The organism is Solirubrobacter pauli (genome assembly GCF_003633755.1).
In the GTDB taxonomy this organism is placed as follows: domain Bacteria; phylum Actinomycetota; class Thermoleophilia; order Solirubrobacterales; family Solirubrobacteraceae; genus Solirubrobacter; species Solirubrobacter pauli.
The window spans coordinates 1,797,206-1,823,665 of sequence record NZ_RBIL01000001.1; the positions used below are offsets into that span (position 1 = coordinate 1,797,206).

Annotated in this window: 28 protein-coding genes; 15 read left to right on the forward strand and 13 right to left on the reverse strand. The window is 74.5% G+C overall.

What is annotated here, in order from left to right; genetic code table 11:
• Positions 1 to 273 precede the first annotated feature (273 nt).
• Positions 274 to 567, reverse strand: coding sequence for a hypothetical protein (locus tag C8N24_RS08405; protein ID WP_121249623.1), 294 nt, complete (start codon positions 565 to 567; stop codon positions 274 to 276).
• A gap of 24 nt (positions 568 to 591) precedes the next feature.
• Between C8N24_RS08405 and C8N24_RS08410 the strand changes: the two genes are divergently transcribed.
• From C8N24_RS08410 to C8N24_RS08420, 3 genes are read left to right on the forward strand one after another with little or no spacing between them, the layout of a single operon-like run.
• On the forward strand, positions 592 to 1,113 hold the full coding sequence (locus tag C8N24_RS08410; protein WP_121249624.1) for a GNAT family N-acetyltransferase: 522 nt from the start codon (positions 592 to 594) through the stop codon (positions 1,111 to 1,113).
• The gene (locus C8N24_RS08415; RefSeq protein WP_170178940.1) at positions 1,110 to 2,000 is read left to right on the forward strand and encodes a beta-1,6-N-acetylglucosaminyltransferase; all 891 of its coding nucleotides are present in this window, start codon (positions 1,110 to 1,112) and stop codon (positions 1,998 to 2,000) included. The genes C8N24_RS08410 and C8N24_RS08415 overlap by 4 nt, the downstream gene beginning before the upstream one ends.
• A complete protein-coding gene (locus C8N24_RS08420) occupies positions 1,997 to 2,740 on the forward strand; it encodes an FkbM family methyltransferase (RefSeq protein WP_121249626.1) in 744 nt (247 codons plus the stop codon). Before C8N24_RS08415 ends, C8N24_RS08420 begins: the two co-directional genes overlap by 4 nt.
• Here C8N24_RS08420 and C8N24_RS08425 read toward each other — a convergent pair.
• Positions 2,723 to 3,226, reverse strand: a complete 504-nt coding sequence (locus C8N24_RS08425) for a GNAT family N-acetyltransferase (protein ID WP_121249627.1) — start codon at positions 3,224 to 3,226, stop codon at positions 2,723 to 2,725. The two genes, C8N24_RS08420 and C8N24_RS08425, sit on opposite strands and share 18 nt — an antisense overlap.
• Positions 3,227 to 3,257: 31 nt before the next feature.
• Here C8N24_RS08425 and C8N24_RS08430 point away from each other — a divergent pair, with 31 nt between their 5' ends.
• Together C8N24_RS08430 and C8N24_RS08435 are read left to right on the forward strand one after the other, a co-directional pair.
• Positions 3,258 to 3,809 (forward strand): helix-turn-helix domain-containing protein, encoded by a 552-nt coding sequence (locus C8N24_RS08430; RefSeq protein ID WP_121249628.1) that lies wholly within the window; start codon positions 3,258 to 3,260, stop codon positions 3,807 to 3,809.
• Between the two features lie 62 nt (positions 3,810 to 3,871).
• The gene (locus tag C8N24_RS08435) at positions 3,872 to 4,336 is read left to right on the forward strand and encodes a hypothetical protein (protein WP_121249629.1); all 465 of its coding nucleotides are present in this window, start codon (positions 3,872 to 3,874) and stop codon (positions 4,334 to 4,336) included.
• Positions 4,337 to 4,341: 5 nt separating this feature from the next.
• Here C8N24_RS08435 and C8N24_RS08440 read toward each other — a convergent pair whose 3' ends face one another.
• Genes C8N24_RS08440 through C8N24_RS08450 form a run of 3 tightly spaced genes read right to left on the reverse strand, consistent with a single transcriptional unit; the run spans position 4,342 to position 7,582 of the window.
• Complete coding sequence (locus C8N24_RS08440) at positions 4,342 to 4,683, reverse strand: TraR/DksA family transcriptional regulator (protein WP_121249630.1); 342 nt, start codon at positions 4,681 to 4,683, stop codon at positions 4,342 to 4,344.
• Positions 4,684 to 4,701: 18 nt separating this feature from the next.
• Positions 4,702 to 7,224, reverse strand: a complete 2,523-nt coding sequence (locus C8N24_RS08445) for an ATP-dependent helicase (RefSeq protein WP_147447698.1) — start codon at positions 7,222 to 7,224, stop codon at positions 4,702 to 4,704.
• Positions 7,225 to 7,237: 13 nt separating this feature from the next.
• Positions 7,238 to 7,582 carry a VOC family protein gene (locus C8N24_RS08450; RefSeq protein ID WP_121249632.1) on the reverse strand — a complete coding sequence of 115 codons (345 nt, stop codon included), beginning with the start codon at positions 7,580 to 7,582 and terminating at the stop codon, positions 7,238 to 7,240.
• Positions 7,583 to 7,727: 145 nt separating this feature from the next.
• Between C8N24_RS08450 and C8N24_RS08455 the strand changes: the two genes are divergently transcribed.
• On the forward strand, positions 7,728 to 8,690 hold the full coding sequence (locus tag C8N24_RS08455) for an ATP-binding cassette domain-containing protein (RefSeq protein ID WP_121249633.1): 963 nt from the start codon (positions 7,728 to 7,730) through the stop codon (positions 8,688 to 8,690).
• On the forward strand, positions 8,687 to 9,454 hold the full coding sequence (locus tag C8N24_RS08460) for an ABC transporter permease (protein ID WP_121249634.1): 768 nt from the start codon (positions 8,687 to 8,689) through the stop codon (positions 9,452 to 9,454). Before C8N24_RS08455 ends, C8N24_RS08460 begins: the two co-directional genes overlap by 4 nt.
• Here C8N24_RS08460 and C8N24_RS08465 read toward each other — a convergent pair.
• Both C8N24_RS08465 and C8N24_RS08470 read right to left on the reverse strand, forming a co-directional pair.
• The gene (locus C8N24_RS08465; protein WP_170178941.1) at positions 9,428 to 12,394 is read right to left on the reverse strand and encodes an AfsR/SARP family transcriptional regulator; all 2,967 of its coding nucleotides are present in this window, start codon (positions 12,392 to 12,394) and stop codon (positions 9,428 to 9,430) included. The genes C8N24_RS08460 and C8N24_RS08465 overlap by 27 nt on opposite strands.
• 316 nt (positions 12,395 to 12,710) lie before the next feature.
• Positions 12,711 to 14,060 (reverse strand): nitroreductase family protein, encoded by a 1,350-nt coding sequence (locus C8N24_RS08470; protein WP_121249636.1) that lies wholly within the window; start codon positions 14,058 to 14,060, stop codon positions 12,711 to 12,713.
• A 318-nt stretch (positions 14,061 to 14,378) separates the two neighbouring features.
• Here C8N24_RS08470 and C8N24_RS08475 point away from each other — a divergent pair, with 318 nt between their 5' ends.
• From C8N24_RS08475 to C8N24_RS08485, 3 genes are read left to right on the forward strand one after another with little or no spacing between them, the layout of a single operon-like run.
• Positions 14,379 to 14,768 (forward strand): RidA family protein, encoded by a 390-nt coding sequence (locus C8N24_RS08475; RefSeq protein ID WP_121249637.1) that lies wholly within the window; start codon positions 14,379 to 14,381, stop codon positions 14,766 to 14,768.
• Positions 14,769 to 14,815: 47 nt separating this feature from the next.
• Complete coding sequence (locus C8N24_RS08480; RefSeq protein WP_121249638.1) at positions 14,816 to 15,787, forward strand: SDR family NAD(P)-dependent oxidoreductase; 972 nt, start codon at positions 14,816 to 14,818, stop codon at positions 15,785 to 15,787.
• Positions 15,788 to 15,797: 10 nt separating this feature from the next.
• Positions 15,798 to 16,280 carry a cupin domain-containing protein gene (locus C8N24_RS08485; protein WP_121249639.1) on the forward strand — a complete coding sequence of 161 codons (483 nt, stop codon included), beginning with the start codon at positions 15,798 to 15,800 and terminating at the stop codon, positions 16,278 to 16,280.
• Here C8N24_RS08485 and C8N24_RS08490 read toward each other — a convergent pair.
• Positions 16,262 to 16,957 (reverse strand): DMP19 family protein, encoded by a 696-nt coding sequence (locus tag C8N24_RS08490; RefSeq protein ID WP_121249640.1) that lies wholly within the window; start codon positions 16,955 to 16,957, stop codon positions 16,262 to 16,264. The two genes, C8N24_RS08485 and C8N24_RS08490, sit on opposite strands and share 19 nt — an antisense overlap.
• Before the next feature lie 113 nt (positions 16,958 to 17,070).
• Between C8N24_RS08490 and C8N24_RS08495 the strand changes: the two genes are divergently transcribed.
• Genes C8N24_RS08495 through C8N24_RS08510 form a run of 4 tightly spaced genes read left to right on the forward strand, consistent with a single transcriptional unit; the run spans position 17,071 to position 19,978 of the window.
• Complete coding sequence (locus tag C8N24_RS08495; protein ID WP_147447699.1) at positions 17,071 to 18,219, forward strand: hypothetical protein; 1,149 nt, start codon at positions 17,071 to 17,073, stop codon at positions 18,217 to 18,219.
• Positions 18,216 to 18,884 carry a hypothetical protein gene (locus C8N24_RS08500; RefSeq protein ID WP_121249642.1) on the forward strand — a complete coding sequence of 223 codons (669 nt, stop codon included), beginning with the start codon at positions 18,216 to 18,218 and terminating at the stop codon, positions 18,882 to 18,884. The genes C8N24_RS08495 and C8N24_RS08500 overlap by 4 nt, the downstream gene beginning before the upstream one ends.
• Entirely contained in the window at positions 18,877 to 19,503 is a 627-nt protein-coding gene (locus tag C8N24_RS33770; protein WP_170178942.1) for a hypothetical protein, read from the forward strand. The genes C8N24_RS08500 and C8N24_RS33770 overlap by 8 nt, the downstream gene beginning before the upstream one ends.
• On the forward strand, positions 19,445 to 19,978 hold the full coding sequence (locus C8N24_RS08510; RefSeq protein WP_121249643.1) for a hypothetical protein: 534 nt from the start codon (positions 19,445 to 19,447) through the stop codon (positions 19,976 to 19,978). The genes C8N24_RS33770 and C8N24_RS08510 overlap by 59 nt, the downstream gene beginning before the upstream one ends.
• Here the strand turns inward: C8N24_RS08510 and C8N24_RS08515 are convergent.
• From C8N24_RS08515 to C8N24_RS08530, 4 genes are read right to left on the reverse strand one after another with little or no spacing between them, the layout of a single operon-like run.
• Positions 19,975 to 20,853: an NAD(+)/NADH kinase gene (locus tag C8N24_RS08515; RefSeq protein WP_121249644.1), complete on the reverse strand. Its 879-nt coding sequence runs from the start codon at positions 20,851 to 20,853 to the stop codon at positions 19,975 to 19,977. The two genes, C8N24_RS08510 and C8N24_RS08515, sit on opposite strands and share 4 nt — an antisense overlap.
• Positions 20,850 to 21,842 (reverse strand): SPFH domain-containing protein, encoded by a 993-nt coding sequence (locus C8N24_RS08520; protein WP_121249645.1) that lies wholly within the window; start codon positions 21,840 to 21,842, stop codon positions 20,850 to 20,852. Before C8N24_RS08520 ends, C8N24_RS08515 begins: the two co-directional genes overlap by 4 nt.
• Before the next feature lie 36 nt (positions 21,843 to 21,878).
• A complete protein-coding gene (locus C8N24_RS08525) occupies positions 21,879 to 22,478 on the reverse strand; it encodes a DUF998 domain-containing protein (protein ID WP_121249646.1) in 600 nt (199 codons plus the stop codon).
• Between the two features lie 40 nt (positions 22,479 to 22,518).
• Positions 22,519 to 22,884 (reverse strand): hypothetical protein, encoded by a 366-nt coding sequence (locus C8N24_RS08530; RefSeq protein ID WP_121249647.1) that lies wholly within the window; start codon positions 22,882 to 22,884, stop codon positions 22,519 to 22,521.
• A 130-nt stretch (positions 22,885 to 23,014) separates the two neighbouring features.
• On the opposite strand from C8N24_RS08530, the gene C8N24_RS08535 reads away from it, so the two are divergent.
• On the forward strand, positions 23,015 to 23,560 hold the full coding sequence (locus C8N24_RS08535) for an RNA polymerase sigma factor (RefSeq protein WP_170178943.1): 546 nt from the start codon (positions 23,015 to 23,017) through the stop codon (positions 23,558 to 23,560).
• Here the strand turns inward: C8N24_RS08535 and C8N24_RS08540 are convergent.
• The gene (locus tag C8N24_RS08540) at positions 23,557 to 26,409 is read right to left on the reverse strand and encodes an AAA family ATPase (RefSeq protein WP_121249649.1); all 2,853 of its coding nucleotides are present in this window, start codon (positions 26,407 to 26,409) and stop codon (positions 23,557 to 23,559) included. The two genes, C8N24_RS08535 and C8N24_RS08540, sit on opposite strands and share 4 nt — an antisense overlap.
• Positions 26,410 to 26,460 lie beyond the last annotated feature (51 nt).

Below are 26,460 nucleotides of genomic sequence, written 5' to 3' on the forward strand. Positions count from 1 at the left end.
ACGATTCGGCCCGCTCGGGGGCGGCGCACGCGCGTCGCCGCCCCCGAGTTCCCCAGTGGGGCCAGGCTAAGGCAGCCTCGGCTGCTGCCCTCGCGGGGCGACGCGGGACCATTTCGCGCCGGCCTTCTTGCCCGCGAGCTCGGTGGAGGGGGTGGCGATGCGGGGCATGCCTCCATCTCACCGGGCCGACGGGTCCGGTACATCCGAGGAGCCTCTAGGAACCGCGCGTGCTGGCTCCCCACCGCGACGGCGAGGCTCCCGCACCCCTAGGGGTCAGTCGAGCGCGACGTGTCGGTAGTGCGCGAGCCGCGTCGCGGCGAGGTCGAAGCGCGCCAGGAGCGGCGCCGCGTCGGCGTGCTCCTGCAGCGCGGCCGCCGACGCCTGTGCCGCCTCGAGCGTCGCCCACCGCACGTGATCGATCCAGTGCCCCTCGTCGTCGACGTAGACGTCGCGGCCGAGGAGGCCGTCGTGGTGCGCGAGCAGGCGGCCGAGGGCGCCCATCGTCTCCTGCTGCTGGTCGGCGGTGATCTCGGGCTTGAACCGGAAGGTGACGAACTCGTGGATCATGGGTGCCTCGTACTCTCGCAGGGCGTGATTCGCACGGTGCACACCTCGGCGCTCGACGGCACGGTGCTGGCCGCCGCCCGCGAGCTGCTCGAGGTCGCGTTCGACGGCGAGCTCACCGCCGAGGACTGGGAGCACTGCCTCGGCGGCCTGCACGTGCTGGCCTACGACGGCGAGGAGCTGATCGGGCACGCCGCGATCGTCCAACGGCGGCTCCTGCACGCCGGGCGGGCACTGCGGGCGGGCTACGTGGAAGGGGTCGCGGTGCGCGCGGACCGGCGGCGCCGCGGCGTCGCGAGCGCGCTCATGGGCGAGGTCGAGACCATCGTCACGCGCGCCTACGACCTCGGCGCGCTCGGCTCGAGCGACGAAGGGCTGCCGTTCTACCTCGGGCGCGGCTGGCGCGCGTGGACGGGCACGCTGCGCGCGTTCACGCCGGACGGGCTGGTCGACACGCCGGAGGAGCTGGGGTGGATCCTCGTGCGCGGCGACGGCCTGGACCTCGACGGCGACCTCGTCTGCGACTGGCGCGACGGCGACGTCTGGTGAGTACGGCCTACGTCGTCATCTCGCACCGGCAGCCCGACCAGGTGCTGCGGCTCGCCCGGACGCTCCGCACCGGGAGCCCGTCGTGCACGCTCGTCATGCACCACGACGATCGGCACGTGGCCCTCGACGAGACCGCTCTGGCCGCCCTCGGCGGCGTGGAACGCGTGCTGCCGCCGACGCCGGTCGCGTGGGGCTGGACGTCCCAGCTGGACATGCTGGTCCGCTGCCTGCGGCACGCCCTCGACCGGGTCGACTTCGACTGGCTGGTCGTGCTGTCCGGGCAGGACTATCCGATCCGGCCGCTCGAGACCAGCGAGCGGGAGCTGCGCGAGCGCCCGTGGGACGCGTACGTCGAGACGGTCCCGGTCGAGCCGCCCGCGTGGTCGCGCGCCGAGCCGGACGAGTTCGCGCGGCGCTACTTCTACCGCTACCGGGCGATCCGCCCGCCCGGCCCGGCGCTGCGGCGCGCCGTGTCCGCCGCGCGGCCGCTGCTGACGCTGCGGGAGATGCCGTGGGGCACGGTGCTGGGCGTCCGCGGGCGCCGGCTGAGCGAGCACACGCAGCGCGGCGCCGACTGGCTGACGCTCTCGCGCGCGGCCGTCGAGACGGTCGTCGACGGCGATCCGGTGCTGATGCGCCACTATCGACGCGCCTTGATGCCGACCGAGTCCTACCCCCACACCGTCCTCTACACCACCGTCGGGATGCAGCTGAGCGGCGACACCCGCCGCTTCACCCGCTGGGAGCCGGGCTCGCCGAACCCGGCCGTGCTCGGCGTCGCCGACCTCGACGCCATGCTCGCCTCCGGCAACGACTTCGCGCGCAAGTTCGACCCTGACGTCGATGCGCGCGTGCTCGACGAGCTCGACCGCGTGGTGCTGGGATGAAGACGCTCCTGCAGCGGCTGCTCAAGGCCCGCGGCTACTCGGTCTACCGCGACGTCCCGCGGGACCTCGCCAACCCGCTCGGCGTCGAGCTGGCCGCGCACTCCGCGCTGTTGCGGGCGGTCCTGCAGCGGGCGGGCGTGAACGTCGTGCTCGACGTCGGCGCGCACCGCGGCGGCTACCGCGACCTGCTGCGCGCCAGCGGCTATGCCGGCCAGATCGTGTCGTTCGAGCCCGTCTCCGCCTCGTACGCGGCGCTCGACACGCGCGCCGCCGCTGATCCGGCCTGGAGCGTGCACCGGCTGGCCCTCGGCCGCGAACCCGGCCGGGCGAAGATCAACGTCGCGCGCGAGTCGAACTTCACGTCGTTCCTGGAGCCGAACGCGTTCTCGATCGACCGGTTCGGCGGCAGCGCGGTCGACCGCCAGGAGGAGGTGCCGGTGGCGCGGCTGGACGAGGTGTTCGGCGATCTGGTCGACGTCCGCGAGCCGCGCGTGCTGCTCAAGACCGACACCCAGGGCTGGGATCTCGAGGTGATCGAGGGTGCCGCCGGCGTGCTCGACCACGTCGTCGCGCTGCAGGCGGAGCTGTCCGTGCGCCCGATCTACGAGGACTCGACGAGCTGGCTGGACGTGCTGACGCGGCTCGGCGAGCTCGGGTTCCGCCCGGCCCAGCTGACGAGCGTCGGGCGCGACGACGCGCTCGGCCTGCTCGAGCTGGACTGCCTACTCGTGCGGAGCTGAGTCGCCGTCGGCAAGCATCAGCTGCGCCCAGGCCACGTCGTGCCAGGCGCCGTGCTTGAAGCCGATCCTGCGGTACGTGCCGACGGGCTCGAAGCCGAGTGACGCGTGCAGCCCCACGCTGCCCGGGTTCGGCAGCGTCATCCCGGCGATCGCCGACGTGAACCCACGCTCCTTGAGCAACGGCAGCAGCACCGCGTAGAGCGCCCGGCCGCCGCCGCGGCGCTCGAATCCGCGCCGCAGGTAGACGCTCGTCTCGGTCGCCCAGCGGTACGCGGCCCGCGCGTGGAACGTGCCGGCGTACGCGTAGCCGACGACCTCGCCCGCATCTTCAAGCACCAGCCACACGTGCGCCGCCGCCATCCGCCGTGCCATCTCGGCGACGTCGGGCGGCTCCTCCTCGAACGACACCGCGGTGTCGGTCACGTACGGCGCGTAGATCGCGGCGCAGGCGGGCGCATCGTCGGGGGTGGCGGGGCGAACGACCATGTCGCCGATAGTAGCGATACTGTTCACTATCGTGTCAGTCGATCTCACGGCCTCGATCGCGGAGACCGTCCGCGCCGCCCGCGAGGCCCACGGCCTCTCCGCCGCCGCTCTCGCGGACCGCTCCGGCGTGTCCCGGGCGATGATCGCGAAGGTCGAGCGCGCCGAGGCCCAGCCGACCGCGGCCCTGCTCGGCCGCCTGTCCGCCGCGCTCGGCCTGACGCTCTCGGAGCTGGTCGCCCGCGCCGAGCAGTCCGACCGTCGCCTGGCCCGCGCCGACGAGCAACCGGTCTGGACCGACCCCGAGACGGGCTACCGCCGCCGCGCCCTGTCCCCCGTGTCCGGTGGCCCGCTGGAGCTGGTCGAGGTCGACCTGCCCGCCGGCGTCGAGATCGCCTACCCGGCCGACAGCTACGCGTTCATCCACCAGCAGATCTGGGTCCTCGCCGGCTCGCTGACGATCCGCGAGGACGGCACCGACCACGCCCTCGAGCCCGGCGACTGCCTGGAGTTCGGGGCGCCGTCGGCACGCGTGTTCGTCGCCTGCACGGCGTGCCGCTACCTCGTGGCGCTCACGCGGCGATGAGCCCAGCGCCAGGGTGCTGGAGGAACGGGCCCGTTCTTGACACGCGCCGCACGCTGTGAGGCATGTCCCAACCGACGACGCTGGCCGAGGGCCTCGCGGAGTACACCGACGCCATCCCGGAGCCTGACCGGCCGGACGCGTTGCATCAGCTCTTCTACGGCTTCTACTCGCGCATCGCGATCATCGACCGCACCACCCACGAGCTCGCGCACTGGGCGAAGCACGACCTCGCGGACGTCGACGGCGCAGGCCCCGTGCTGACCGAGGCGATGCGTGACAACGCCGTGCACGTCGGTCGCGACCTGTTCGCGGCGCGCATGCGGACGATGAGCGCGATGAAGGCCGTCTCCGAGCGGCTGTCGGCGCTCTGCAGCGCGGACGACCACCCGCCCTTCACGCTCCGGCGGGCGGTCGCGTTCGACGAGGCGTCCGGTCAGCTCCGCAGCTACGACCTCTCGGCGCCGGGCGAGCATCCCGACCTGCCGTACGACCCGTTCACCTACGACCCCAGCGCCGACGCGGCCTGACGCCGTCAGCGGCGCGGGCGCGCCCGCGCGCAATCCAGGCACTGGACCACGTCCGGCATCGCCCGGAGGCGCTTCTCGGCGATCGGGCGGCCGCACGTGTCACACAGGCCGTAGGTGCCCTCGTCGAGCTTCGCCAGGGCGCGTTCGGTGCGCTCCAGGCCGACCTCGACGGACGTGCCGATGCCGATGTCGGTGAAGCGGGAGATCGCTTCGACCGTGCCGTCGCCGATGCGCTTGCCGAAGCCCTGGGAGGCGCCGCGCTCCGGGCGCTTGGCGAGGGTGGCGACGCGGGCGCGGGCGTTGTCGCGGCGCGCTTCGAGCTCTGCGCGGACGGCGTCGTGGTCCATCCCGCTCAGATACCCGGATCAGCGCCGGGCCATGACTCGCAGCGTCGCCGCCAGGGACCGGCGGGTCTTCGGTGGGAGGTCGGGCACGGCGGCTTCAGCGCCGAGGCCGACGGCCTTCAGGACCCGTGCGCGCTCGTTCTCGGTGAGTGCCTCGACCGTGTCCAGGAACTCGCCGACGGTGCCCGCATGGTCGCCGAGCGCCTCGGCGGCGGACTCGAGCGCGGTGCCGCGCTCGCCGGTCGCCCGGGTGCTCGACGGCAGGCGCGGCGGCTCCCAGAAGCCGGCGCGCGAGGGCGGGTCGGGATCGGCCGGCTTCGCCGTCTCCGGGACGGGCTCGGCGACCAGGCCCGCGTCGTGCAGGAAGCGGCTGTGGCGGCCCTCGGTGTGCAGGATCGAGAGCTCCTCGGTGGCGCGGGTGAAGGCCACGTAGGCGATCCGGCGCTCGGCCTCGACGCCCTCGCCGGCAGCCACCGCGTCGGCGAGCGCGTTGAGCGCGTTGCGGTGCGGCAGCACGCCCTCGTCGCACGCGACCACGACGACGCGCGGCCACTGGCGGCCCTTCGCGCGGTGCACGGTGGTGAGCTCGATGCCGCCGCGCTCGTCACGCGCGCGGCGCAGCGAGAGCCGGCGGGAGTCGAGCACCGCCGCGTACTCGGCGACCGACTGGCCGCGCGCCTCCTGCTCGGCCTCGTCGAGCACCTTGCGGTCGTCGCGGTCGGGGCGAGCCGAGGCGCGCGCGACCTCGTCGAAGTAGCGGTCCAGCCCGTCCACGCGCAGGCGCCGGATCACGGCGGCCGCGTCCCGGGCGGCGACGAGCGCGCCGAGCTGCTCACCCGCGCGCGACACCTTCCAGCCCTCGTCGGGGAGCTGCTCGACCGCCCGCCCCAGCGACGCGCCGCGCGCCAGCGCGTCCACCACCCGTGCCGCCGCGTCCAGACCGAACCCGCGTGAAGGCCGGCGCAGGATCACCCGGACGTCCGCCTCGGTGGCCGCGCGCGGCTCGGCGAGCACCGCGAAGTACGCCTCGAGCGTCTCCTGCGCGCCGGCGGACTCGAACAGCTCCTCCGGACCGGAGATCCGCACGCCCGCGTCGGCCGCCGCCAGCGCGAACGGCCGCAGCGCGTTGATCGTGCGGCCCAGCACGACGATCTCGCCGCGCCCGTACGCCGCCAGCTTGCGCGCCAGCAGCCGCGGCGCCGCACCGGGCGTGGACTCGGGGTACCGCGCGATCCGGATCGCCCGCGCGCCACCGTCCTCACGGCCCGGGGCCGGCTTGATCGGCTTCGCGAACCGCTTGCGGTTGCGCGCGATCAGCGCCGCGCTCGCCCGCACCACCTCGGGCGTGCAGCGGTAGTTGAACTCGAGCGCCACCCGGTGCAGCGCCGGGAACGCCCGCTCGAGGTCGAGCATCGTGCGCACGCTCGCGCGCCGCCAGCCGTACAGCGTCTGGTCCTCGTCGCCGACCACGAACAGGTCGTCGTGCGGCGCAGCCAGCATCCGCACGAGCAGCTCCTGCGCCGGCTCGATGTCCTGGTACTCGTCGACCAGCACGTGCTCGAACGCGCCCTGCCAGCGCTCGCGCACCTCGCGATGCGCGCGCAGGAGCCGCACCGCGTGGACGATCATGTCGTCGAAGTCGTAGAGGCGCCCGCGCGCCTTCTCGCGCTCGACGAGCGTGTACACCCGCGCCACCACGCGCGCGTGCTCGTCCTGCGGGCACGCGTCCTCCCACTCCTGCGGGCTCATCAGCTCACCGAGCCGGATCGATGAGACCAGCCCCGGCAGCTCGGCCGGCTCCGGCACCGTCCCGCCCACCTCGGCCGCCGCCTGGCGCGCGAACCGGGCCCACTGCGGGACCGTCCAGCCGTGATGGAGCTCGCGTCCCTCGAGCAGCCCGTGCGCGGCGATGATCCGCCGCCCGACCGAGTGGAACGTCCGCGCCGCGACGCGCCCCGCGCCCGCCGCCTCCAGCCGCGTGCGCAGCTCGGCCGCGGCCGGGTCATTGAACGTCATGCACAGCACGCGCTCGGGGTCCGCGCCGCGCGCCAGCAGCTCACGGACGCGCTCGACGAGCACGGTCGTCTTGCCCGACCCCGCCGGCGCGATCACCTGCACGACGCCGCCCGGCGCGCGCGCCGCCGCGAGCTGCGAGGGGTCGAGCGGCCGGTGCGGCTCGATCGTCGTCGGCCCGGCGAACCGCGGGTCGCCGACCGTGGCGCGCGCCACCAGCCACCGCAGCCGCTCGAGCGTGTGCGCGTGCTCGAAGCCCGGCTCGACGAAGCGAGCGACGTCCAGCTCGTCCGGCGTCACGTCGCACTCGACGAGCACTGGCACGCCCGCCCGCAGCATCGGCACGAGCAGCGTCTCGTGCAGCCGGCGGACGTCGGCGACCGTCTCCAGCCGCACGCCGAGCAGCGCCACCGGCTCGTCTCCGGACAGCAGGTCGGGCGCCGCCTCCCAGCGCACGACGCGAACGCCGCGGGCCTCCAAGGAAGGCGGCGCCTCACGACGCCACGACAGCAATCCGGATGCGCGCTCCACGAGCGCGCAGAGGTTAGTTCGGCGAGTAGAGCTGGAGGTCGTTGCCGTCCGGGTCCTTGAACGTGACGATCTTGCCCCACGGCTGGTCGGCGATGCCGTCCGGGAACTCGACGCCCTCGCCCTTGAGCCGCTCGACCTCGGCCTCGATGTCCCCCTCGGGCTGGAACGCGATCGCCGCGCCGCCGTCACCGCTGGGCGACTCACTGCTGTTGAGGCCGATCTTGACGCCGTTGGCGTCGATCTCGCTCCAATCGCCGTCGTGCTCGGTCACGTCCAATCCGAGCGTCTGGCCGTAGAACGACACCGCGCGCGACATGTCCGTGACCGGCAGCCACACGGCCGCAACTCCCTTGACCATCTCGTGCCTCCTGGGGCTCAAAGTTGCCTGTCCCAGAGGCCTACCCAGGCGATGAGTTCACGCGCGCCCGCTGTGCTCACAGCCGCTCGCAGCGCTGTGAGCGATCCGCGAGGACGCTGCGAGCGGCCTCGCCGATGCTGGCGACATGGACTACGCCATCGAAGCTGAAGGGCTCCGCAAGCGCTTCAAGGACACGCAGGCGCTGGACGGGGTGAGCCTGGCCGCGCGCCGCGGGAGCGTCCTCGGCGTGCTCGGGCCGAACGGAGCGGGCAAGACGACCGCGGTCCGGATCCTCGCCACGCTCATCGGCGCGGATGAGGGCAGCGCCCGCATCGACGGGATCGACGTCGCCGCCGAGCCGGCCAAGGTCCGCGAGACGATCGGGCTGACGGGCCAGTACGCGTCCGTGGACGAGCTGCTCACCGGCGAGCAGAACCTCGTGATGATCGGCCAGCTGCTGAACCTGAGCGGCAAGCAGGCGCGCGCCCGCGCCGCCGAGCTGCTCGCCTGGTTCGACCTCACGGACGCGGCCAAGCGTCCCGCCAAGACGTACTCGGGCGGCATGCGCCGCCGGCTGGACCTCGCCGCGAGCCTGGTCGGCCGCCCGTCGGTGATCTTCCTCGACGAGCCGACCACGGGCCTGGACCCGAGCAAGCGCGAGGACATGTGGGGCGTCGTGCGCAGCCTCGTCCACGACGGCTCGACGGTGCTGCTCACCACGCAGTACCTCGAGGAGGCCGACGCGCTCGCCGACGAGATCACCGTCATCGACAAGGGCCGCGTGATCGCGCACGACACGCCGGACGGGCTCAAGCGCGTCGTCGGCGGTCAGCGGCTGACCGTGCGCCCGACCGACCCGGGCCGGATCGACGAGACCGCGACGCTCATCGGCGAGCTCGCCGGCGTGCGCGCGGAGCGCACCGACCGCGGCGTCCTGACGGTCCCCGTCAGCGGCGACGAGGTGCTCGGCGACGCCGTCTACCGCCTCTCCGAGGCCGGGATCGCGGTGACCGAGCTGTCGCTGCACCTGCCCAGCCTCGATGAGGTCTTCTTCACCCTGACCGGCCGCACCGACGCGGCCGCCAACACCCAGGAGGTGCTCGCATGAGCGCGCTGGCTCTCCCCCGACACAGCCTCGTGCTGGCCAAGCGCAACCTGTTCGGGGTCCTGCGCAACCCCGAGGCGCTGATCGACGTGACCGTCCAGCCGATGATCTTCCTCGCGCTGTTCACGTACATCTTCGGCGGCGCGATCGCGGGCGGCTCCCAGCACGACTACCTGCAGTTCCTGCTGCCGGGCGTGCTCGCGCAGACGATCGCGTTCGGCGCGGTGGCGATCGGCGTCAACCTCAACACCGACATCGAGAAGGGCGTCTTCGACCGCTTCCGGAGCCTGCCGATCTCCCGCGCCGCACCGCTGATCGGCGCCGTGCTCGCGGACATCGTGCGATTCACGCTTGTGTGCGTCGTCACCCTCGGCTTCGGCTACGTGATCGGGTTCCGCGCCGAGACCGGCCCGCTCGAGGTGCTCGCCGCCTGCGCGATCGTCATCGCGTTCGCGCTGTGCCTGGCCTGGGCCTCGGTGTTCATCGGCACGGTCGCCCGCACGCCGGGCGCCGTGCAGGGCATCGTCTTCCTGATCATGTTCCCGCTGACGTTCGGCTCGAGCTCGTTCGTCCCGACCGACACGATGCCGGGCTGGCTGCAGTCGTTCACTGACGTGAACCCGATGACGCACCTGATCGGCACGCTGCGCGCGCTGCTGCTCGACCAGCCGATGGGCAACCACCTGCTCTGGACGCTCGTGTCCATGGCGGCCCTGCTGGTGATCTTCGTGCCGCTCGCCCTACGGGGTTACGGGCGCCGGGCGTGAGGCGAACGCGGCCATCCGCTCCAGGCCCGCGGCGCGGGTCGGCGGCGGAGGCGGCGTGAGCGCGAGCCGGGTGATCTCCGGGTTGGTGGGATCGTCCACGCCGCGGATCGCCGTCGCCGCCGCGAGCAGCTCGGCGGCGCCGTCGTGGTCACCCTTGGCCGCCGCCACCGCCGCCGCGCTGACCGCCACCGCGGCGTGCATCGGCATGTCCTTCGTGTTCTCCGCCGCCGCCTGCGCAACCGCCAGGTAGGTCGCGGCGCGCTCGAAGTCCCCGCGCTCGGCGGCCACGGACGCCGCCACGGCGTTCACCAGGGCGTGGCCGTGCGCGCCCGGCATCGCGGGCGGCAGCCCTTCCAGGCGCGAGAGCGCATCGGTCAGCACGGCGTCCGCGGCGTCCAGGTTCCCCGCGAGCCACTCGATCCGCGCCTGCAAGGACTGGACGAACGCGAGGTCGTCGCGGCCGATGTCCCGGCGGTGGCGTGCGCGTGACGCGAGCTCGCGCGCACCGTCGACGTCACCGGCGCGCAGGCGCAGGTCCGAGATGCGCATGTCCAGCATGCCCGCGAGCGCGTCCGGGTTCAGCGCCGAGAACGCCTCGCGCACCTCCTCGAGCGTCTGCTCGGCCTCGTCGAGCCGCGACAGCAGCATCAGCCGGCCGCTCTCCAGGAACAGCGCCATGCCGAGCGCGAACGCGTCGCCGAGCTCGATCAGCTGCGTCCGCGCGGTCGCCAGGTGCTCGCCCATCAGCTCGATCTCGCCGTCGTTCTCGGCCTTGCCCGCGAGGAACAGCCGCACGACGGCGCGTACCCACGCGTCCGGGTGCTCGCGTGCCGCCCGCTCGTGCGTGTTGGACTCCACGCCGGCGAACAGCTCCAGCACGACCTTGGCGAGCGCCACGAGCGGACGGTCGGCGTCGTCCAGCGCCCCGACGCGCTCGTACATCTCGGCGATCAGCGCCTGCGCGTCCTCCTGGTACGGATGGTCTTCCAACGCGGCCAGCTGCAGCACGCTCTCGGCGATCGCGCGGTCGGTGGGATCGGCCTCACCCGGGATCGCGACCGCGAAGGCGGTCCACGTCTTGGCCTCCTGCTGGCTGCCCGACAGCAGCCACAGCCAGAACAGCTCGACCGCGAGCCGGACGCCGGAGCGCGCGTCCTGGACGTCGCTGAAGTGGCGCAGGGCGGCGATGATGTGCTCGCGCTCGGCGTCCAGCAGCGTGTACCAGCGGGCCTGCTCGTGGCCGCGCAGCTTCGGCTCGGCCTCCGCGACGAGGTCGGCGAAGTAGCGGGCGTGCGCGGCGCGCGTGCTGTCGAGCTCACCCGCCTCCTCGAGCTTCTCGAGCCCGTACTCGCGGATCGTCTCGAGCATCCGGTAGCGAGTCGGCTCGGCGTCGGGGACGACCTGCACGATCGAGCGCTCGGCGAGCGCGGCGAGGCCGTCGAACGCGTCGTCCCCGTAGACGGCGCTCGCGGACGCGACGGTCGCGCCGGCGGTGAACACGGCCAGCCGGCGGGCGAGCACGCGCTCTGGCTCCTCGAGCAGCTCCCAGCTCCAGTCGACGACGGCGCGCAGCGTGCGGTGGCGTGGGAGCGCGGTGCGGCTGCCGCCGGTGAGCAGCCGGAAGCGGTCGTCCAGCCGCGCGGCGAGCTCGCTCGCGGTGAGCGTGCGCAGGCGCGCCGCGGCCAGCTCGAGCGCGAGCGGGAGGCCGTCCAGGCGGCGGCAGATCTCGCGCGCGGCGTCGTCGACGACGTAGCCGGGCCGGGCGGCCGCCGCGCGGTCGGCGAACAGCGCCAGCGCGGGCGTCTCGGCCAGGGGCGGCACGGGGACGAGCGCCTCGCCGTCGATCGCGAGCGCCTCACGGCTCGTGGCGACGACCTTCAGCCGCGGGCAGGCGGCGAGCAGGCGGTCGGTGAGGTCGGCCGCGCCCGCGATCACGTGCTCGCAGTTGTCGAGGACGACGATCGCCTCGCGCTCGGCGAGCACGCCGAGCAGGTGGTTGAGCGTGTCGCGCGGCATCATGCCGGGCAGCACCGCCTCGCGCAGGCCGAGCGCGCCGAGCGTGGCGGGGACGAGCTCGGACTCGGCGGTCACGGGCGCGAGCTCGACGAACCAGACGCCGTCGTCGCACTCGTCGACGTGACGGGCGACCGCCTCGCGCGCGAGCCGCGTCTTGCCCGCGCCGCCCGGGCCGAGCAGCGTGACCAGGCGCGAGCGCTGCAGCAGCTCGTCGATCTGGGCCAGCTCGCGCTCACGGCCGACGAAGCTCGTGACCGGCGCCGGGAGGTTCGTGCGGCGCGCCGCGGTCGGCTCGGCCTGGAGCACCGCGAGGTGCGCCTGCTGGAGCTCGGGCGAAGGCGCCACGCCGAGCTCGTCGTCCAGCCGGCGGCGCGTGCGCTCGTAGACGGCCAGCGCGTCCGCCTGGCGGCCGACGGCGAACAGCGAGCCGATCAGCCGCGCCGCGAGCCGCTCGTGCAACGGGTGCTCGGTGTGCAGCGCCTCCAGCGCGGCCACGTCGCCGGTGTCGATCAGCGCCGTGACGCGCTGCTCTTCCAGCCGCGCGGCCGCCTGCTGCGCGAAGCGGTACTCGCGCAGGTCGGCCAGCGCCGGGCCGCGCCACAGGTGCAGAGCCTGGCCGGGCGCGCGCTCGAACTCCTGCACGTCGGTCCACGTCGTCTCGAGGCGGTAGCCGCCGGGCGCGGGCGCCACGAGCGCCGGGTCCCCGAGCGCACGCCGCAGGCGCGAGACGAGCGACTGCAGCGCGTGCACGTGATCAGCCGGGAGGTCGTCCTCCCACAGCGCGTCCACGAGCGCCCCGGTGGTGACGGGGCGGCCGGCGTCGAGGGCGAGCCGGGCGAGCAGCGCGCGCAGGCGGCCGCCTCCGACCGCGACCGGCGTTCCGTCGTGCTCGATCTCCAACGGCCCCAGCAGGCCAATGCGCATGCCCCTTAATGTCGCAGGGCGGCCTTCCGGTGTGCTCATCTGGGGACGCCGACGGGAGCTGGCGGTTCGCCGCCAGGCGCTTCACCGGCTGTCCTCCGGGTTCGAGGAGCCCGCGAGCGGGAGTCTTCTCCCCGCAAGCATCCCCTCCCCAAAAGGACTTCCCCGCCATGACTCCCCGCCGCCCGATCACCGTCGCCCTGATGTCCGTCCTCCTCGTCTGCGGGACGGCGTTCAGCATCAGCCGGGCCACCCACGACAGCGACCAGACGGCGACGGAGATCACGCATCAGGTGCTCGACACGCCGGCGGATCAGCGCTAGCTCTCCGGCAACGTCAGCCCGGCCACCGGGACGACGACCGACGTCGGCGTGCCCGGGCCGCCGCCGGCCTTGCTGCGGTAGCGCGGCACGCCCACGCAGGTGAACAGCAGTGCCGCCAGCGGCTCGCCGACGGTCGCCGGGAACATCGAGTCCACGAACGTCATGCCGCTGGCGCCGAACCCGAGCGCGTAGGCCGCGAGGTGCAGCCGGCCTTCGACGAGGCCGGCGTCCAGCTGGGCCTCGCGGTACTGGCGGTCGCCGAGGCGGTCGAGGTGGGTCGCGCCCATCACCACGAACGCGGCGTCACGGCCGAGGTCCTGGTCCCAGCACAGGCGCAGCAGCTCCTCGCGCAGGTTGCCGGGGCGCAACGGGGTCGTGATGTCCGGCCAGCGGTAGAGGCCGGGCTCGACGTCCTCGACGCCGTGCACGGCGATGTAGTGCGGCTGGCTCGCGGGCGTCAGGGCGTAGGTGAGCGCGGCCTCGTAGTCGGCCTTCGCGATCGTGGCGGAGGCGTCCATCCGCCGGGTGGAGCCGCGCCTGAGGATCACGTCCTCGAGGTCGTCGGTCGGTGGGGTCGGAGCGGCGGGCCATGGGTCGCCGACCGCGTACGCGCCATCGCCGGCACGCTGCGCCGCCGTGATCAGCGGCAGCTCGCGCGGCGCATGGTCGACCGCGCCGGTCGCGCTCGTCCCGCCAGGCTCGATCCGCGGCGCGCCGTCCCCCAGCGCGACCAGCGCGAGCGGGAACTCGTGCACGCCGTCGGCACCGACCAGACGGGTCGACGCCGCGTCGTCGAAGCGCGTGAACAGCCGCGCGGCCGGCGCGAGCGCCAGCGTCTGGGCGAGCATCGTGCCGGCGTCCCAGTACAGGTGGCGGAAGCCGCGCTCGGCGTAGCGCCAGGCGGTGCGCCAGGGCACGCCGGTCACGACCAGCGTCGTCGCCTCCCCGCCCGCCGCCGGGCCGATCCGCACCAGCGCGTGCGCCTCCGGGTCGTACCAGTGGACGCCGTCCGCGCGCGAGACGTACAGCTCGAGCGGGAACCGCCCACCGGCCGAGCCCGCGGCGCGGAACAGCTGCTGGGGCCGGTTCTCCCGCTGCGCGGTGCGCACGACGCCGGACGAGAGGAACAGCAGCCGCGCGAGCGGGTCCTGGCTCAGGTCGCGGGGCAGCGCGAAGCGCGGCAGGTCGTCCGCGTAGCGCTTGTACGGGTACGGCCACGTCGCGAAGTCGTTCGAGATCAGGTCCTGCAGCACGAGCGGGTGGTCCGCCGGCGGCGCGGGGAAGTCGTCGCCGTCCTGGTAGGACGTCAGCGCGTGGTAGAGGCGCGCGGTGTCTCCGTCGACCATTCGCGGAATAGTGGCGCACGGCGCCCCGTCCTGCTGGTCATGAGCACCCGCACGCGCGACCTGCTGCACGACGCCGGGCTGCGCCACGAGCCGACCGCCAAGCGCATCCGGGCGGACGCGGCCGGCGCCACCGTCGTCGACACCACGAACGCCGTTCTCGTCTGGGCACCGCGGCGCGTCGTGCCCGCTACGCGGTGCCGGAGGCCGAGCGCGTGGACGTCTTCCTCGACCGCCGGCGTCGCGGCGCGCCTCAGGGCGAGATCGCCGACGCGATGCGGGACGAGTTCGGCGCGTAGCTCCCGTATACCTGGGACCCACATGAGCGTCGAACTCCTCAACGTCCCGGGCCGTCAGACGACCCCCTTCTACCACCACGTGTCCGTCGCGAGCGGTGAGCGGATCATCCACGTCGCCGGCCAGGTCGGGTCCGACGACGACCTCCAGCTCGTCGAGGGCGGGCTCGCCGCGCAGGCCGAGCAGGCGCTGCGCAACGTCGTCGCGGCGGTCGAGGCCGCGGGCGCGACGGCGGCCGACCTGGTGAAGCTGACGATGTACGTCACCGACTGGACGCCGGACCAGCTCGAAGCGCTCGGGGCGGGGCTCGCCGCGGTGGAAGGCGTGCCGCGCGTGCCCGCCTCGCTGATCGGCGTGTCGATCCTGTTCGAGCCCGGCTACCGGATCGAGATCGAGGCCGTCGCGGTCGCCTAGCGGACACCTCGGTGCGCCGGTGAGCCCGCCGGGGTCGTACCCGCGGCATGGACGGACTGCGGATCCTGCTCACCGGCGCCAGCAGTGGGGTCGGGCTGGCCACGACCGAACGCCTCGCCCGGGGCGGCGCACGGCTCGCGCTGGTGGCGCGGGGCGAGGTGGCGCTCGAGGACACCGCGCGACGGGCTCGCGAGCTCGGTGCCGAAGCCCACGCGCTGCCCGCCGACCTGTCGGACCGGGCGGCGGCGACCGCCGTCGTGGAGGCGGCCGTCGAGCGGCTCGGCGGCCTGGACGTGGTGATCTCCAACGCGGGTGCCGTCGTCTTCGGGCACTTCCTCGAGGTCGATCCCGACGACTTCGACCGCACGCTGGACGTGACGTTCGGCGGCGCCGTCAACCTGCTGCGCGCCGCGCTCCCGCACCTGCGCGAGAGCGAGGGGACGGTGATCGCGGTGTCGTCGATGATGGCGCGCCTGCCGCTGCCGGCGTTCTCGAGCTACACGGCCGCCAAGCACGCGCTGCGCGGCTTCCTCAACACGCTGCAGGTCGAAGAGCGCGAGCAGGGCACGGGCGTGCGCTTCGCGATGATCAACCCCGGCCCGCTGGACACGCCGATCTACGGCCGCGCGACCAGCGCCATCGGCCGCAGCCCCGCCAAGCTGTTCGACGCCTACCACCCCGACGAGATCGCCAAGGCGGTCGAGCGGGCGCTCACGAGCCGGCGCCACGAGCGCACGGTCGGCGGCGAGTCCAAGCTGATGACGTTGCTCTACGAGACCGTCCGGCCGGCGGGCGAGCTCGCGCTCGTGTTCGTCGATCGCTGGTACCGCCTGGGCGGAGAGGCCGCGCCGTCGCCCGGCAGCCTCTACACGGGCAACGACCGCGCGCGGATCGGCGACGGCCACCCGGCCCGCCGCAGCGGCGACGTGCTCGCGCTCGGACGCAACCTCTTCGGTGCCGCGCGCCGCGTCGTCGCGCTCGGCCCCGCGCTGCTGCGCCCCGTGCCGGAAGAGCGGTAACGTCGCGCGGATGGGGCCTTCCTACGTCGTCAACGTCGCCGACGCGACGGCTTTCGAACATCCGCTGTCCGGCATCACGATCGACTTCGACCGGCCCGGCACGCACTTCGACGACACCGGGATCAACATCCAGGTGCTGCAGCCCGGCCAGCCGAGCTGCAAGTACCACCACGAGAGCGTGCAGGAGGACTTCCTCGTGCTGGCGGGCGAGTGCCTGCTGCTGCTCGACGGTGAGGAGCGTCCGCTGCGCACGTGGGACTTCGTGCACTGCGAGCCGGGCGCCACGCACGCGTTCGTCGGCGCCGGGGACGGCCCGTGCTGGCTGCTGCAGATCGGCGCGCGCCGGAAGGGCCAGACGCTCGCCTATCCGCCCAGCGAGCTCGCCGCCCGCTACGGAGCGGAGGGCGTGCAAGGCCCCGAGCCGTACGCGGACTGGCCGAGCGAGGCGCGTCCCGTTGCCCCGCCGCTGCCGGGTCAGCCGATGACGAACTGACGCGTGTTCCCGCGGATGTAAGGCCCGAGGACGTTCGCGAGCGCCGTCTTGCGCTGGTACTGCGTCGCCGCGTAGCGCTCGTCCACGGCGGCGAGCCGCTCCCCGTCGAGCTGGTCGAGCAGCGCTTCGCGCTTCGCCCGGTCGCGCGGCACCTTGCCGCCGGGCCATACCGCCTCCGCCTCGCGGAAGATCGCGGCCAGCTCGGCCGACCCGACGCGCTCGGCCGCCGGCACGAGCTCCGGCCCCAGCGCGCCGGCGTTCAGCCAGAACTGGGAGAAGCCGCCGTTGAGGATCTCGAAGTCGGCCAGGTAGATGGCGTAGACGGCCAGCTGGGCGGGGTTGAGCCGGTCGGCCGCGACTTCGCTGTCGAGCTCGTAGAACGGGCGCGTCACCACCGCCCGGACGAGCGGGCCGGGCTCGAGGCCGGCGACGGCCTTCGCCGGCACCTTGAAGTCCGAGCGCTTGCCCGCCGCGCGGACGATCCGCTCGCCGTGCGCGCCGTCGTCGGGGATCGTGGTCAGGGCGGGATCGTCCGGGTCGAAGCCCGGCTCCGGCGTCCGCTCCGCGGGCCAGCCCGAGGCCTCGACGGCGGCGCCCTCGTCCTCCGCCGGGACGGGCTCACCGGCGCAGCCCGCGAGGGCGGCGGCGATCAGGGCAGCGGTGAGCGCTCGCTTCATCGCCGCGATTGTGCCATGGCACTCAGGCGACGCTCATCGGCTTCTCGTCCACCTCGACCCCGACCGTACCCGCCGGTCCGTTTGCCGTCGGACGGCGCGGGCATAGTGTCGGGGTGCCCCGCCGTCTTGCCGTGCCCGCGATCGCGCTCGCGCTCGCGTTCTCCGGCGCGAGCACCGTGCACGCGCAGGACCGCACGGACTTCTTCGTCGAGCAGCTGAAGGCCTCGCCGGTGTACGTCAGCGACTCGGTCACGCGCCGGGTCGACGACGCCGACCGCAAGGCGCTCGAGCGCGAGGTCAAGGCGATGCCGGTCCCGACGTACCTCATCGTCGCGCCCGACATGAGCGTCGAAGGGGTGTACGGGGACGACCGGCTGGCGCTGCTGCGCGACGGGCTCGGCAAGGACGGCGTCTACATCGTCAGCGACGACCGTGGCCGGCTGGACGTCGGCGCGTACGGCGTGCAGCTGCCCGTGCGGTCGCACGACATCTTCATGGCCACCAGCTACGACATCGACCGCGACGCGCCCGGGATGGACAAGATCCGGTATGCGCTCGCGCTCGTCCGGGGCGAGCCGCGGCTGCCGCGCGCGCAACGCGCCGTGATCCCGCCCAGCGAGGGCGGCCCGCAGCCCACGCCGTACGCCGGCCTCACCGACCGCGGTGACGATGACGGCCGGCTGTCCTCGGCCGCGCTCGGCTTCTCGATCCTCGGCTCGTTCTTCGTCGGCCTGACGCTGGCGGTGGTCGGGCTCGAGCGTCGCTACCGCCGGCGGCGCGCCCGGGGCCGGCGGCACGCGCGGTCGACGATCCCGGCCGAGGGTGTACGCGCCCAGGCCGTGGACGCCCACGCGCGGCTGGTGCGCGACCTCGGCCGCCGCAAGGCGCCGAGCGAGCGGGCCGTCGACCTCGAGGTCGCCGCCGCGATGGCGCTCGAGCGCGGCAAGCCGATCGACGACCTCGGCGCGCTCGTGCTCGCCCGCCGCGGCCGCGAGGCGCTCAAGGGCGACGAGCGGGCGCGCTGCTTCTTCGACCCCCGGCACAAGGGCCCGGTGACGCCCACGCGCTGGCAGTCCGACCGCGCGCTGGTCGAGGTGCCGGCGTGCGACGCGTGCGCGCACGCCATCCGGACCAACCGGGCGCCGGAGTCGGTGTGGGACGGCGACCGCCCCTACTGGCAGCGCGACACCGTGTGGGCGCGCACGGGGTTCGGCGCGCTGCGGCGTGACATGCGCGCGGCGCTCGCGGAGGACCGGCGATGAAGGCGCTCGTGCCGGTGCTGCTCGCGCTGCTCGTGCTGGCCGCGCCCGCGCGCGCGGAGGACCGGCTGGACCGCGCCGCCGCGGGGCTGAGGACCGCACCGCTGTACGTGCATCCCGAGCTGGAGTTCCTGCTCCCCGAAGCCGACCGGACGCTGATCGTCAGCCACCTGCGCGAGGCCTACCTGCCGTTCGACGTCAAGGTCGTCGCGCTGCCGTCGGTCGAGTCCGACGAGAGCGGTGGCGAGGCCGACCGGATGCTGTGGGCGCTCAACGACCGGCTGCCGAAGGCCAAGCGGCTGCTGATCAACGTCGACCAGCGCGGCAACTTCGAGCTGCTCAAGATCGACCTCGACCGCGACTTCGACGTGCCGTTCGAGCTCGAGTACGCCCGTGAGGAGGGCGCCAGGAACATCGTCCCGCGCCTGCGAGGCGTGTTCCAGATCGTCGCGCGGACCGGCGAGGACGGCTATTCGTATCAGCGTGAACGTCCCACCGACCCGCTCGAGCCGCTCCCCGAGGACCGGCCCGACGACTTCCTCGACGACAGCGACGACCGCACCACGCCGGACTGGGTCGTCCTGCTCTCCTGCGCGGTCGCGGGCCTCTTCACCGGCGCCATCTGCTGGGCCGGCTCGTTCCTCTTCCGGACCTACCGGCGTGCGTAGGCTCCTGCTCGCCGCCGTGCTGCTGCTCGTCCTGTGGCCGGCGAGCGCCGCCGCCCAGGAGGTCGGCGCCGCCGCGACGGGGCTGGCACAGGGCCCGCTGCACGTGGACCCCTCGCTGCGATCGGCGCTCACCGAGCAGGAGCGGACCGACCTGGTCGCGCGGCTGCGGAACACCACGCCGCCCGTGCTCGTCGCGCTCGTCCCGCTCGTGGCCGGCGACTCCGTGGACGGCAAGCCGCGCCAGCTGCTGACCGTGCTGCGCCGTCGCACCGGCCGTGACGATGCCGCGTTCGTCACCGTCCAGGACGGCATCCTCTACGCCGAGACGCCGACGCCGACCGCCGAGGAAGACCCGGTGCGCGCCGCCGCCACCGTCGCCATCCTCGCCGAGGACCGCGACTACGACGAGCGGATCGCGACCACGCTGAACCGCTTCCTCGACGCGCTCGAGGACCCGGACGTGGTCGCCCACGCCGAGGAGCTGCGCGAGCGCCAGGACGCTGAGCGCTCCACCCCGAGGCGCTCGTCCGGCGTCCGGCGCGCTGACGCTTCCCGACCACGTGTTCGAGGCCGCGCACGGCGCCCGCCGCCGCGAGCTGCGGCAGACGGTCGAGCGTGAGCTGACCGACCTGGCCGCGCAGCTCGACGCCGAGCCCGTCCCGCGCGAGGCCCGTGCGCAGGAGCACTACCAGCGCGCGCTCGACGCCCGCGACACCGCCGGGCGGCTGCTCGCCGACGAGGACGCGAGCGATGCGGACCTGGTCGGCGCGCTCGTGCTCGAGGACCTCGCGCAGACCGCGCTCGGCAACGCCCGCGCGCTCACCCACGGCCGGCCGGAAGCGCCGCCGGTGCCGCTGTGCGCGCTCAATCCGACGCACGGGCGCAGCACCACCACCGGTCGCTGGGGCTCGAGCCCGAAGCTCCCGGTGTGCCGGGCGTGCGCCCGTGACCTGAAGACCAACCGCGCACCCGAGGTGCTCGACGACGGCGGCCGCCCCTACCTGGAGCGCGACACCGTCTGGGCCCGTACGGCGTTCGGCGCGCTCGTGTCGGACCTGCCGACCGAGGTCGTGCGCGAGCGGGTCGAGCGCTAACGCACGAGCGCGAGCCGCTGCTCGGCCGCGCCGATCGTGACGCGCTGGCCCCAGTCGAGCGCGAGGTGGTCGGCCTCGATGCCGTCGCCGAACACGACGCCCTCGATCTCGCTCGTGACCGTGATCGTCTGCGCCGCCGCGAGCAGTCCGGCCGTGAGCGACGCGCCGGTCGTCGGGCTCTCCCACGCCTCGCGGACGAACCACGCGAGCTCCGGCGCGACCGGCGCGGGCAGCGCCAGCCGGCCCCGGTTGATGCTCTTCGCCCAGCCGGTGGCGCCGGTGCCGGTCGCGACGATCAAGCCGGAGGAGGACTGGTGCTCGCTGCGCCCGCCGACCGTCAGCGCGTACCGCGCCGACTGGTGCGTGCGGTGCCCGAGGAAGACCTCGTTGAGCGCGCGCAGCTCCTGGCCGTCGTCGAGCGCCGCGCGCACCATCGTGCGCGGCTCGATCGCGGCGCGGCCCGCCGCCAGGTCGGCGCACAGGTCCGCCAGCGCGGCCGGGCGGTGGGTGACGAGCACGCCCGGGAAGCGCTCGGGCTCCGGGTTGAGCCCGATCACGGGCTGCCCGCCGAGGTACTTGGAGACGTTGGCGACCAGGCCGTCCTGGCCGAGCACGACCACGACGTCGTCGTCGGCGAACAGGAAGCGGTCCAGGTCCTCGCGGCCGACGGTGGCGGTGCGCCACGTCGGCGGCACGGCGCCGAGCACGCGCGCCCGCGTCTCCTCGTAGCGCAGGTGGCGCTCCTCGACCTCGCCGATCTCGAGCCCCCGCTGCGCCAGGAAGAACCGCGCCTGCTCGCGCGTGCCGTGGCGCGCGAGCAGGTCGCGGAACTCGGTCGGCCGCTCGACGAGGACGAGGCGGGGGACGAGGCTCACTTGGCCAACCGCGCCAGGACGGGGGTGAGCATGTCCGGCGTGACGGTCAGGTGCTCGACCTTGCCGAGGTTCCCGGCCAGCTCGCGCAGCGCGAGCGCCAGCAGCACGTCGGCGGGCATCTCGGCGTCGATCTTCGCCCGCTCGGCGTCGATCCGCAGCTGCGCCCCCTGCACCTCGTCGATGGTCACCGCCTTGCGCGCGGCCGCCAGCGCCTGGCGCTCGTCCGCGCCCTGCGCCTCGACCATCGCCGCGGCGGCCTGCTCCTCGGCGCGCTTGCGCTGGTTCGCGCCTTCACGGCCGACGAGCTCCTCCTCGCGGCGGGCCAGCTCGATCCGGTTCTGCAGCTCGTTCTCGGCGATCGCGCGCTCCTTCTCGACGGCCTGCGCGCGGCGCTGGAACGTCGCCTGGTCGGCGTCCTGCTGGATCGCCTCGCGCGTGGGCTGCTGCAACGCCTTCTCCAGCTCGGCCGTCGGTGCGACGGCGGCCACGCGGACCGCCACGACCTCGATGCCGAGGTCCTGCAGCGCCGGCTCGGCCGCGAGCCCGGCGGCGATGTGCGCCCGGATCGGCGCCACGCCGTCCGCCAGGATGCGGCGGACGTCGCGCTTGACGAGCTCGTCGATCACGAACTGCTGCGCGAGCTGCATGACGAGCCCGGCGAGCTGCTCGAGTGGCGTCTGGGTCCAACGCCCGCTGTCCAGGTCCACGGCGAAGTCGATCCGGCGTGCGACGCGCTGCGGGTCCACGACCCGGAACGTGATCACGCCCTGCACGGTCAGCGCCTGGAAGTCCGCGCTGCGCACATGGAACAGGAACGGCAGCTCGCGGTCGTCGATCGGCACCTCGGCGATCGCGGTGTTGATCGCGCGGAACCAGAACGCCTGCCCCGCGCCCTCGCGGCGCAGCGTCCCGTTCCGGTAGCCGAGCACGTGGTTGGTGGGCTCGGCCCGGAGGTGCCTGAAGAAGGGGTAGCGCTTGATCTCAGCCATCATCGTCCGTCTTTCTGGTCTCTTTGACCTGAAGGACTATAGCGAGTTTTTGTCACTCTGACCCATATATGTGGCGAAGCGCCATTGCCAGGTCAATCCGACAAGGATGAACCCCCGCTGACCGACCCCGGGCCAGTCGAGCCCCAGCGCGACGAGCACCGGCACGATCGCGATCAGCGCGAAGCCCAGCCCGGCGACCTCGAGCCGGTAGCGCGTGCTCGGGACGAGCCGCAGCGAGACCAGCGCGGCCAGCAGCAGGCCGGCGAGGATGGCCAGCGTGCCGAGGTCGTGCAGCCGGCCGCCGAGCGTGCGCTCCACGCCGGCCGGCAGCTCGCCCGCGACCGTCTCCGTCGGCCACACGGCCGCCATCAGCAGCCCGATCGTCGCCGCCGCGAGCAGCCCGACGACCAGCGTGCGGGCGATCGGCCGCACGCGCACGCGGGCGGCGAGCAGCGCGCAGGCCCCGGTGGCCGCGGCCCACGCGAGGAACGCGACCGTCTGCACGGGCCGCGTCCAGCCGACGGCGTACTCGCTCACGAAGTGGTCGGAGGGCGGCAGGTCGGTCCGCAGCGCGTGCTCGAGCGCGACAAGGACGACGAAGCCCAGCAGGCCCGCGCGCACGATCCGGATCGCCATCGTCGCGGCGTACCCGGCACCGCGCCGGGTGACGCCGCGCTCAGGAGAGACGGCGCCGCAGCGCTTCCGGCATCGGCCCGGGCCGCCGGGCCCGGTAGTCCGCGTCGGCGGCGCGCATGGCCGCCAGCGTCGCGGCGCAGGTCGCGCAGTCGCCGGCGTGCACGGGCGCCATGACCGCCTCGCCGTCGATCAGGCCGGCGAGGCGAGGCAGCTGAGCCCGGCACGGCTCGGGCGGGGCCGCGGCGCCCGCGAGCCGCAGCCGCCCGGCGGCCGCGAGGTCGGCGACGTCGACCCGCGTCACGCCGAGCAGCTCGGCGATCAGGTCGTAGTCGAGCCCGCTCTCGGCGAGGAGGGCGAGCACCTCGCGCTCAGGCCCGGGCAGGACGGTGTCCACGGCGGCGATCATCGCACTCCCTAAGACGCACGCGCAGCCGCGGGGCTTACGCCTCACCCCAGGGTGCCCCAGGATCCCTGGGGTCAAAGATGAGGAGTGGCTCCTCATGACCGGGAAGCGCTCAGGCCGGAGGATTCGCTTCGTGTTCACCGACCGCATGGAAGCTCAGCCCTTGGACCACGACGTGCTCGCCCGCCTCTTCGCGGCCCACGGCGACCGCGTGTACGCGTACTGCGTCCGGATGCTCGGCAACGAGCACGACGCCGCCGACGCCCTGCAGGACACGTTCCTCAACCTCGCCCGGCGCGGCGTCGACACCGGTGGCGACGAGAGCCGCCTGCGCTTCTACGTCTTCGCCGCCGCCCGCAACGCGTGCTTCGACCTGCAGCGCCGTCGCCGCGACGAGGCGTCACTGGACGCGCTGCGCGAGGCGGGCGTGCCCGTCGAGCGCGGCACGCAGGCCGGGCCCGAGCAGGCCGCGCTGGACGGCGTGACCCGCGACGCCGTCCTCGGCGCACTCGCCCGCGTGCCCGAGCGTCAGCGCAAGGCGTGGCTGCTGCGTGAGCTGGGCGAGCTCTCCTACGACGAGGTCGGCGACCGGCTCGGCGTCAACGCGAACGCGGTCGCCCAGCTGCTGCACCGCACGCGCCGCGCGCTCCAGGCCTCGATCCCCGCCGCGGCGCTCTAGGCGGCCGCCAGGGCCGCCGGCAGCTCGCGGCGCGAGCGCACGCCGAGCTTGCGGTAGACGCTGCCGAGGTGCATCTCGACCGTCTTCTGCGTCACGAACAGCGCCTGCGCGATGTCGCGGTTGGTCATGCCCTCCGCTGCCATCCGGGCGACGCGCGTCTCCGACGGGGTGAGCGCCGCCGGCGCCGCCGCCACGACCGGGACGGCCGCTGGAGCGAGGCCCGCCCGTGCCGCGAGCGCCGCCGCGCCGCAGCGGATGGCCAGCGCGTGGCCGTCGTCGAGCCGCGGCCGGGCCTGCGCGGTCGCACCGACCGCCGCGAGCGCCAGGCCGTGGTCGATCAGCGCCCGCGCGTGCTCGAGCGCGCCCAGCGAGCGTGAGAGCACGGCGACGGCCTCCGCCAGCAGCGAGATGCCCTCCTCCTGCCCGGCGACGAGGCCCGCCGCCCGCAGCGCGACCCCGAGCGCGCGCGGCGCGCCGAACGCCCGCGCGAGCGACACCTCCTCCAGCGCCAGCTCGCGCGCGGACCGCTCGTCCCCGAGCGCGTGGGCGACGAGCGCCGCCGTCGAGCGCCACGGCGTCACGGCCGGATTGCGCGCGCCCCACTCGAGCTCGCGCCGGCCCGTGGCCAGGAGCTCCTGGTAGGCCGCCTCGAGCTCGCCGCGGTGCACGCGCAGGCAGGCGCGGGCGTGCATGGCGTGGCTGTACGGCAGCGTGTCGGCGGCCTGCTCGCGCACGAAGCGGTCCGCGAACGCCTCCAGCTCCGCGTCGACCGTGCCCTGGTCGAGCGCGGTGTAGACGAGCGTGCCGAGCGCGGCGGCGAGGAAGCCCTGCGAGCCGTGCACGTCGGCGGCCAGTTCGAGCGCCGCCGACGCGTCGGCCAGCGCGTCCGACAGCCGCCCGCGCCGGTAGGCGACGAGCGAGCGCAGGCTCGAGGCGGTCGCGAACGCGATCCCCGACCCGCGCCGGCGCGCGTCCTCGAGCGCGCCCGAGTACAGGCGGTCCGCGTCGTCGTAGCGCTCCGCGAACATCAGCGCGACCGCGCCGGAGACGAACGCGTGCCCGCCCGCGGTCGGGTCGGTGGCCATCGCGCCGTAGGCGAGCCCGCGCGTGGCCAGCTCCGCGACCTCGTCCGCGGGACGACCGGCGGCGAACGCGTCGAACGCGAGCCCGGTCAACCGGAAGCGGTCGAAGTACGTCTCGGGCACGTCGGGCGGGACCGGCAGCGCGGCGAGCCGGGGCGCGAGCAGCTTGCGCGCGGCGATCGAGATGTAGGCGGAGCCGATCAGCTCCACCTCGAGCTGCTCGGCGAGCGCCGCGTCGGAGGGCGCCTCGCCACTCGGCGCGTCCGCTGCTCCGGCGTGCTCGCTCGCGGCGCCGGCCGCGTCGAGCCGCCCGAGCACGCGCTCGATCACGGCCACGGCGCGCACGGACTCGCCGGCGAACTTCAGCACCGGCGCCAGGTCGAGCGCCGCCTGCGCGGCCTGCCGGCCGTCCTGCGCCTCCTCCAGCGCGCGCTCCAGGTGCGCGATCGCCTCGGGGTCGCCGGCGCGGGCCTCCGCTCGCCCCAGCTCGAGCAGCACGCTCGCTCGAGCGGTGGCGGTCGGCGGCTCGGCGAGCGCCCGCCGCAGGTGCGTGACGGCGCCGCGCGGGTCGCCCAGCGCGAGCGCGCGACCGGCCGCCGCCCGCAGCGCGTCGACCGCCCACGGGTCGCCGGCGGGGGCCGCCGCCAGCAGCTGGGCACCGACCGCCTCGTCCGCGTCGCCGGCCGCCGCGAGCATGCGGGCCGCACGCCAGTGCAGCGCCGACCGGTCGGGCACGCTGTCGTAGACCGCCGCGCGCACGATCGGGTGCACGAAGCTCAGCCCGTCACTCTCCACCACCACTTCCGCGGCCAGCAGCGTGCGCAGCGCCGGGACGGGATCGTCGAGCGCGGCGAGCTGCGCGGCGGCGTGCAGCGACGCGCCGTCGCCGAGCACGGCCAGCGCGCGGGCGAGCGCGGTCGCGACGGTCGGCATGCGGGCGATCCGGGCGAGCACGACGGTCGCGACGCCCTGCGGGCCGAGCGCCTCGATCCGCGCGGCCTCGGCCGCGGTCGGCGCGATCCGCAGCGCGGTCAGCTCCCGCAGCAGCTCGCTCAACAACAGCGGGTTGCCCTGCGTGGCCTGCTCGCAGGCGCGCACGAACGCGGCCTCGGCCTGCGTGTCGAACACGTCGGTGAGCAGCCGCCCGACCGCGTCGCCGCTGAGCGGCCGGGGCCGCAGCACCTGCGCCGTGGGGTCGGCGACGAGCTGCGTGAGCGCGGGATCGGAGCCCTCGCTGATCGGCCGCGTCGCCACGAGCAGCAGCACGGGCGTCGCCTCGATCCGGCGCGCGAGGAACCCGAGGAACTGCAGCGAAGGCGCGTCGGACCACTGCGCGTCGTCGACGCTGATCACGAGTGGACCGTCGTCGCCGAGGTTGGCGGTCAGCCAGTACAGGCCGTGCAGCCGCTGGAAGACGGCGTCGTCGCCGACCGCGGTCGGCGCGGGCTGTGCGGGTGCGAACATCGCCCCGGCGAGCGCGGCCGCACCCGCCAGCCACCGCTCGCGCTCGTCCGGCGCCGCCTGGTGCAGCAGCGGCTCGAACAGCTGGCGCACGACGCCGAAGCCGAACCCCGACTCGAGCTCGCTCGCCCGCGCGTGCAGCCGGCGCAGGCCGTCCGCGCGGGCGCGCTCGTGCGTCGCGCGCACGAGGCTCGTCTTGCCCAGCCCGCCGGCCGCCTCCAGCACGACCAACGCCCCGGCACCGTCCCGGACCCGCGCGAGCGCGTCCGCCAGCGCCCGTTCCTCCGCACCCCGCTCGAGTAGCACCAGCGCCGCATCCTACGCGCGTTGCCGCGCCAACTGCCGCGGCTTATGATC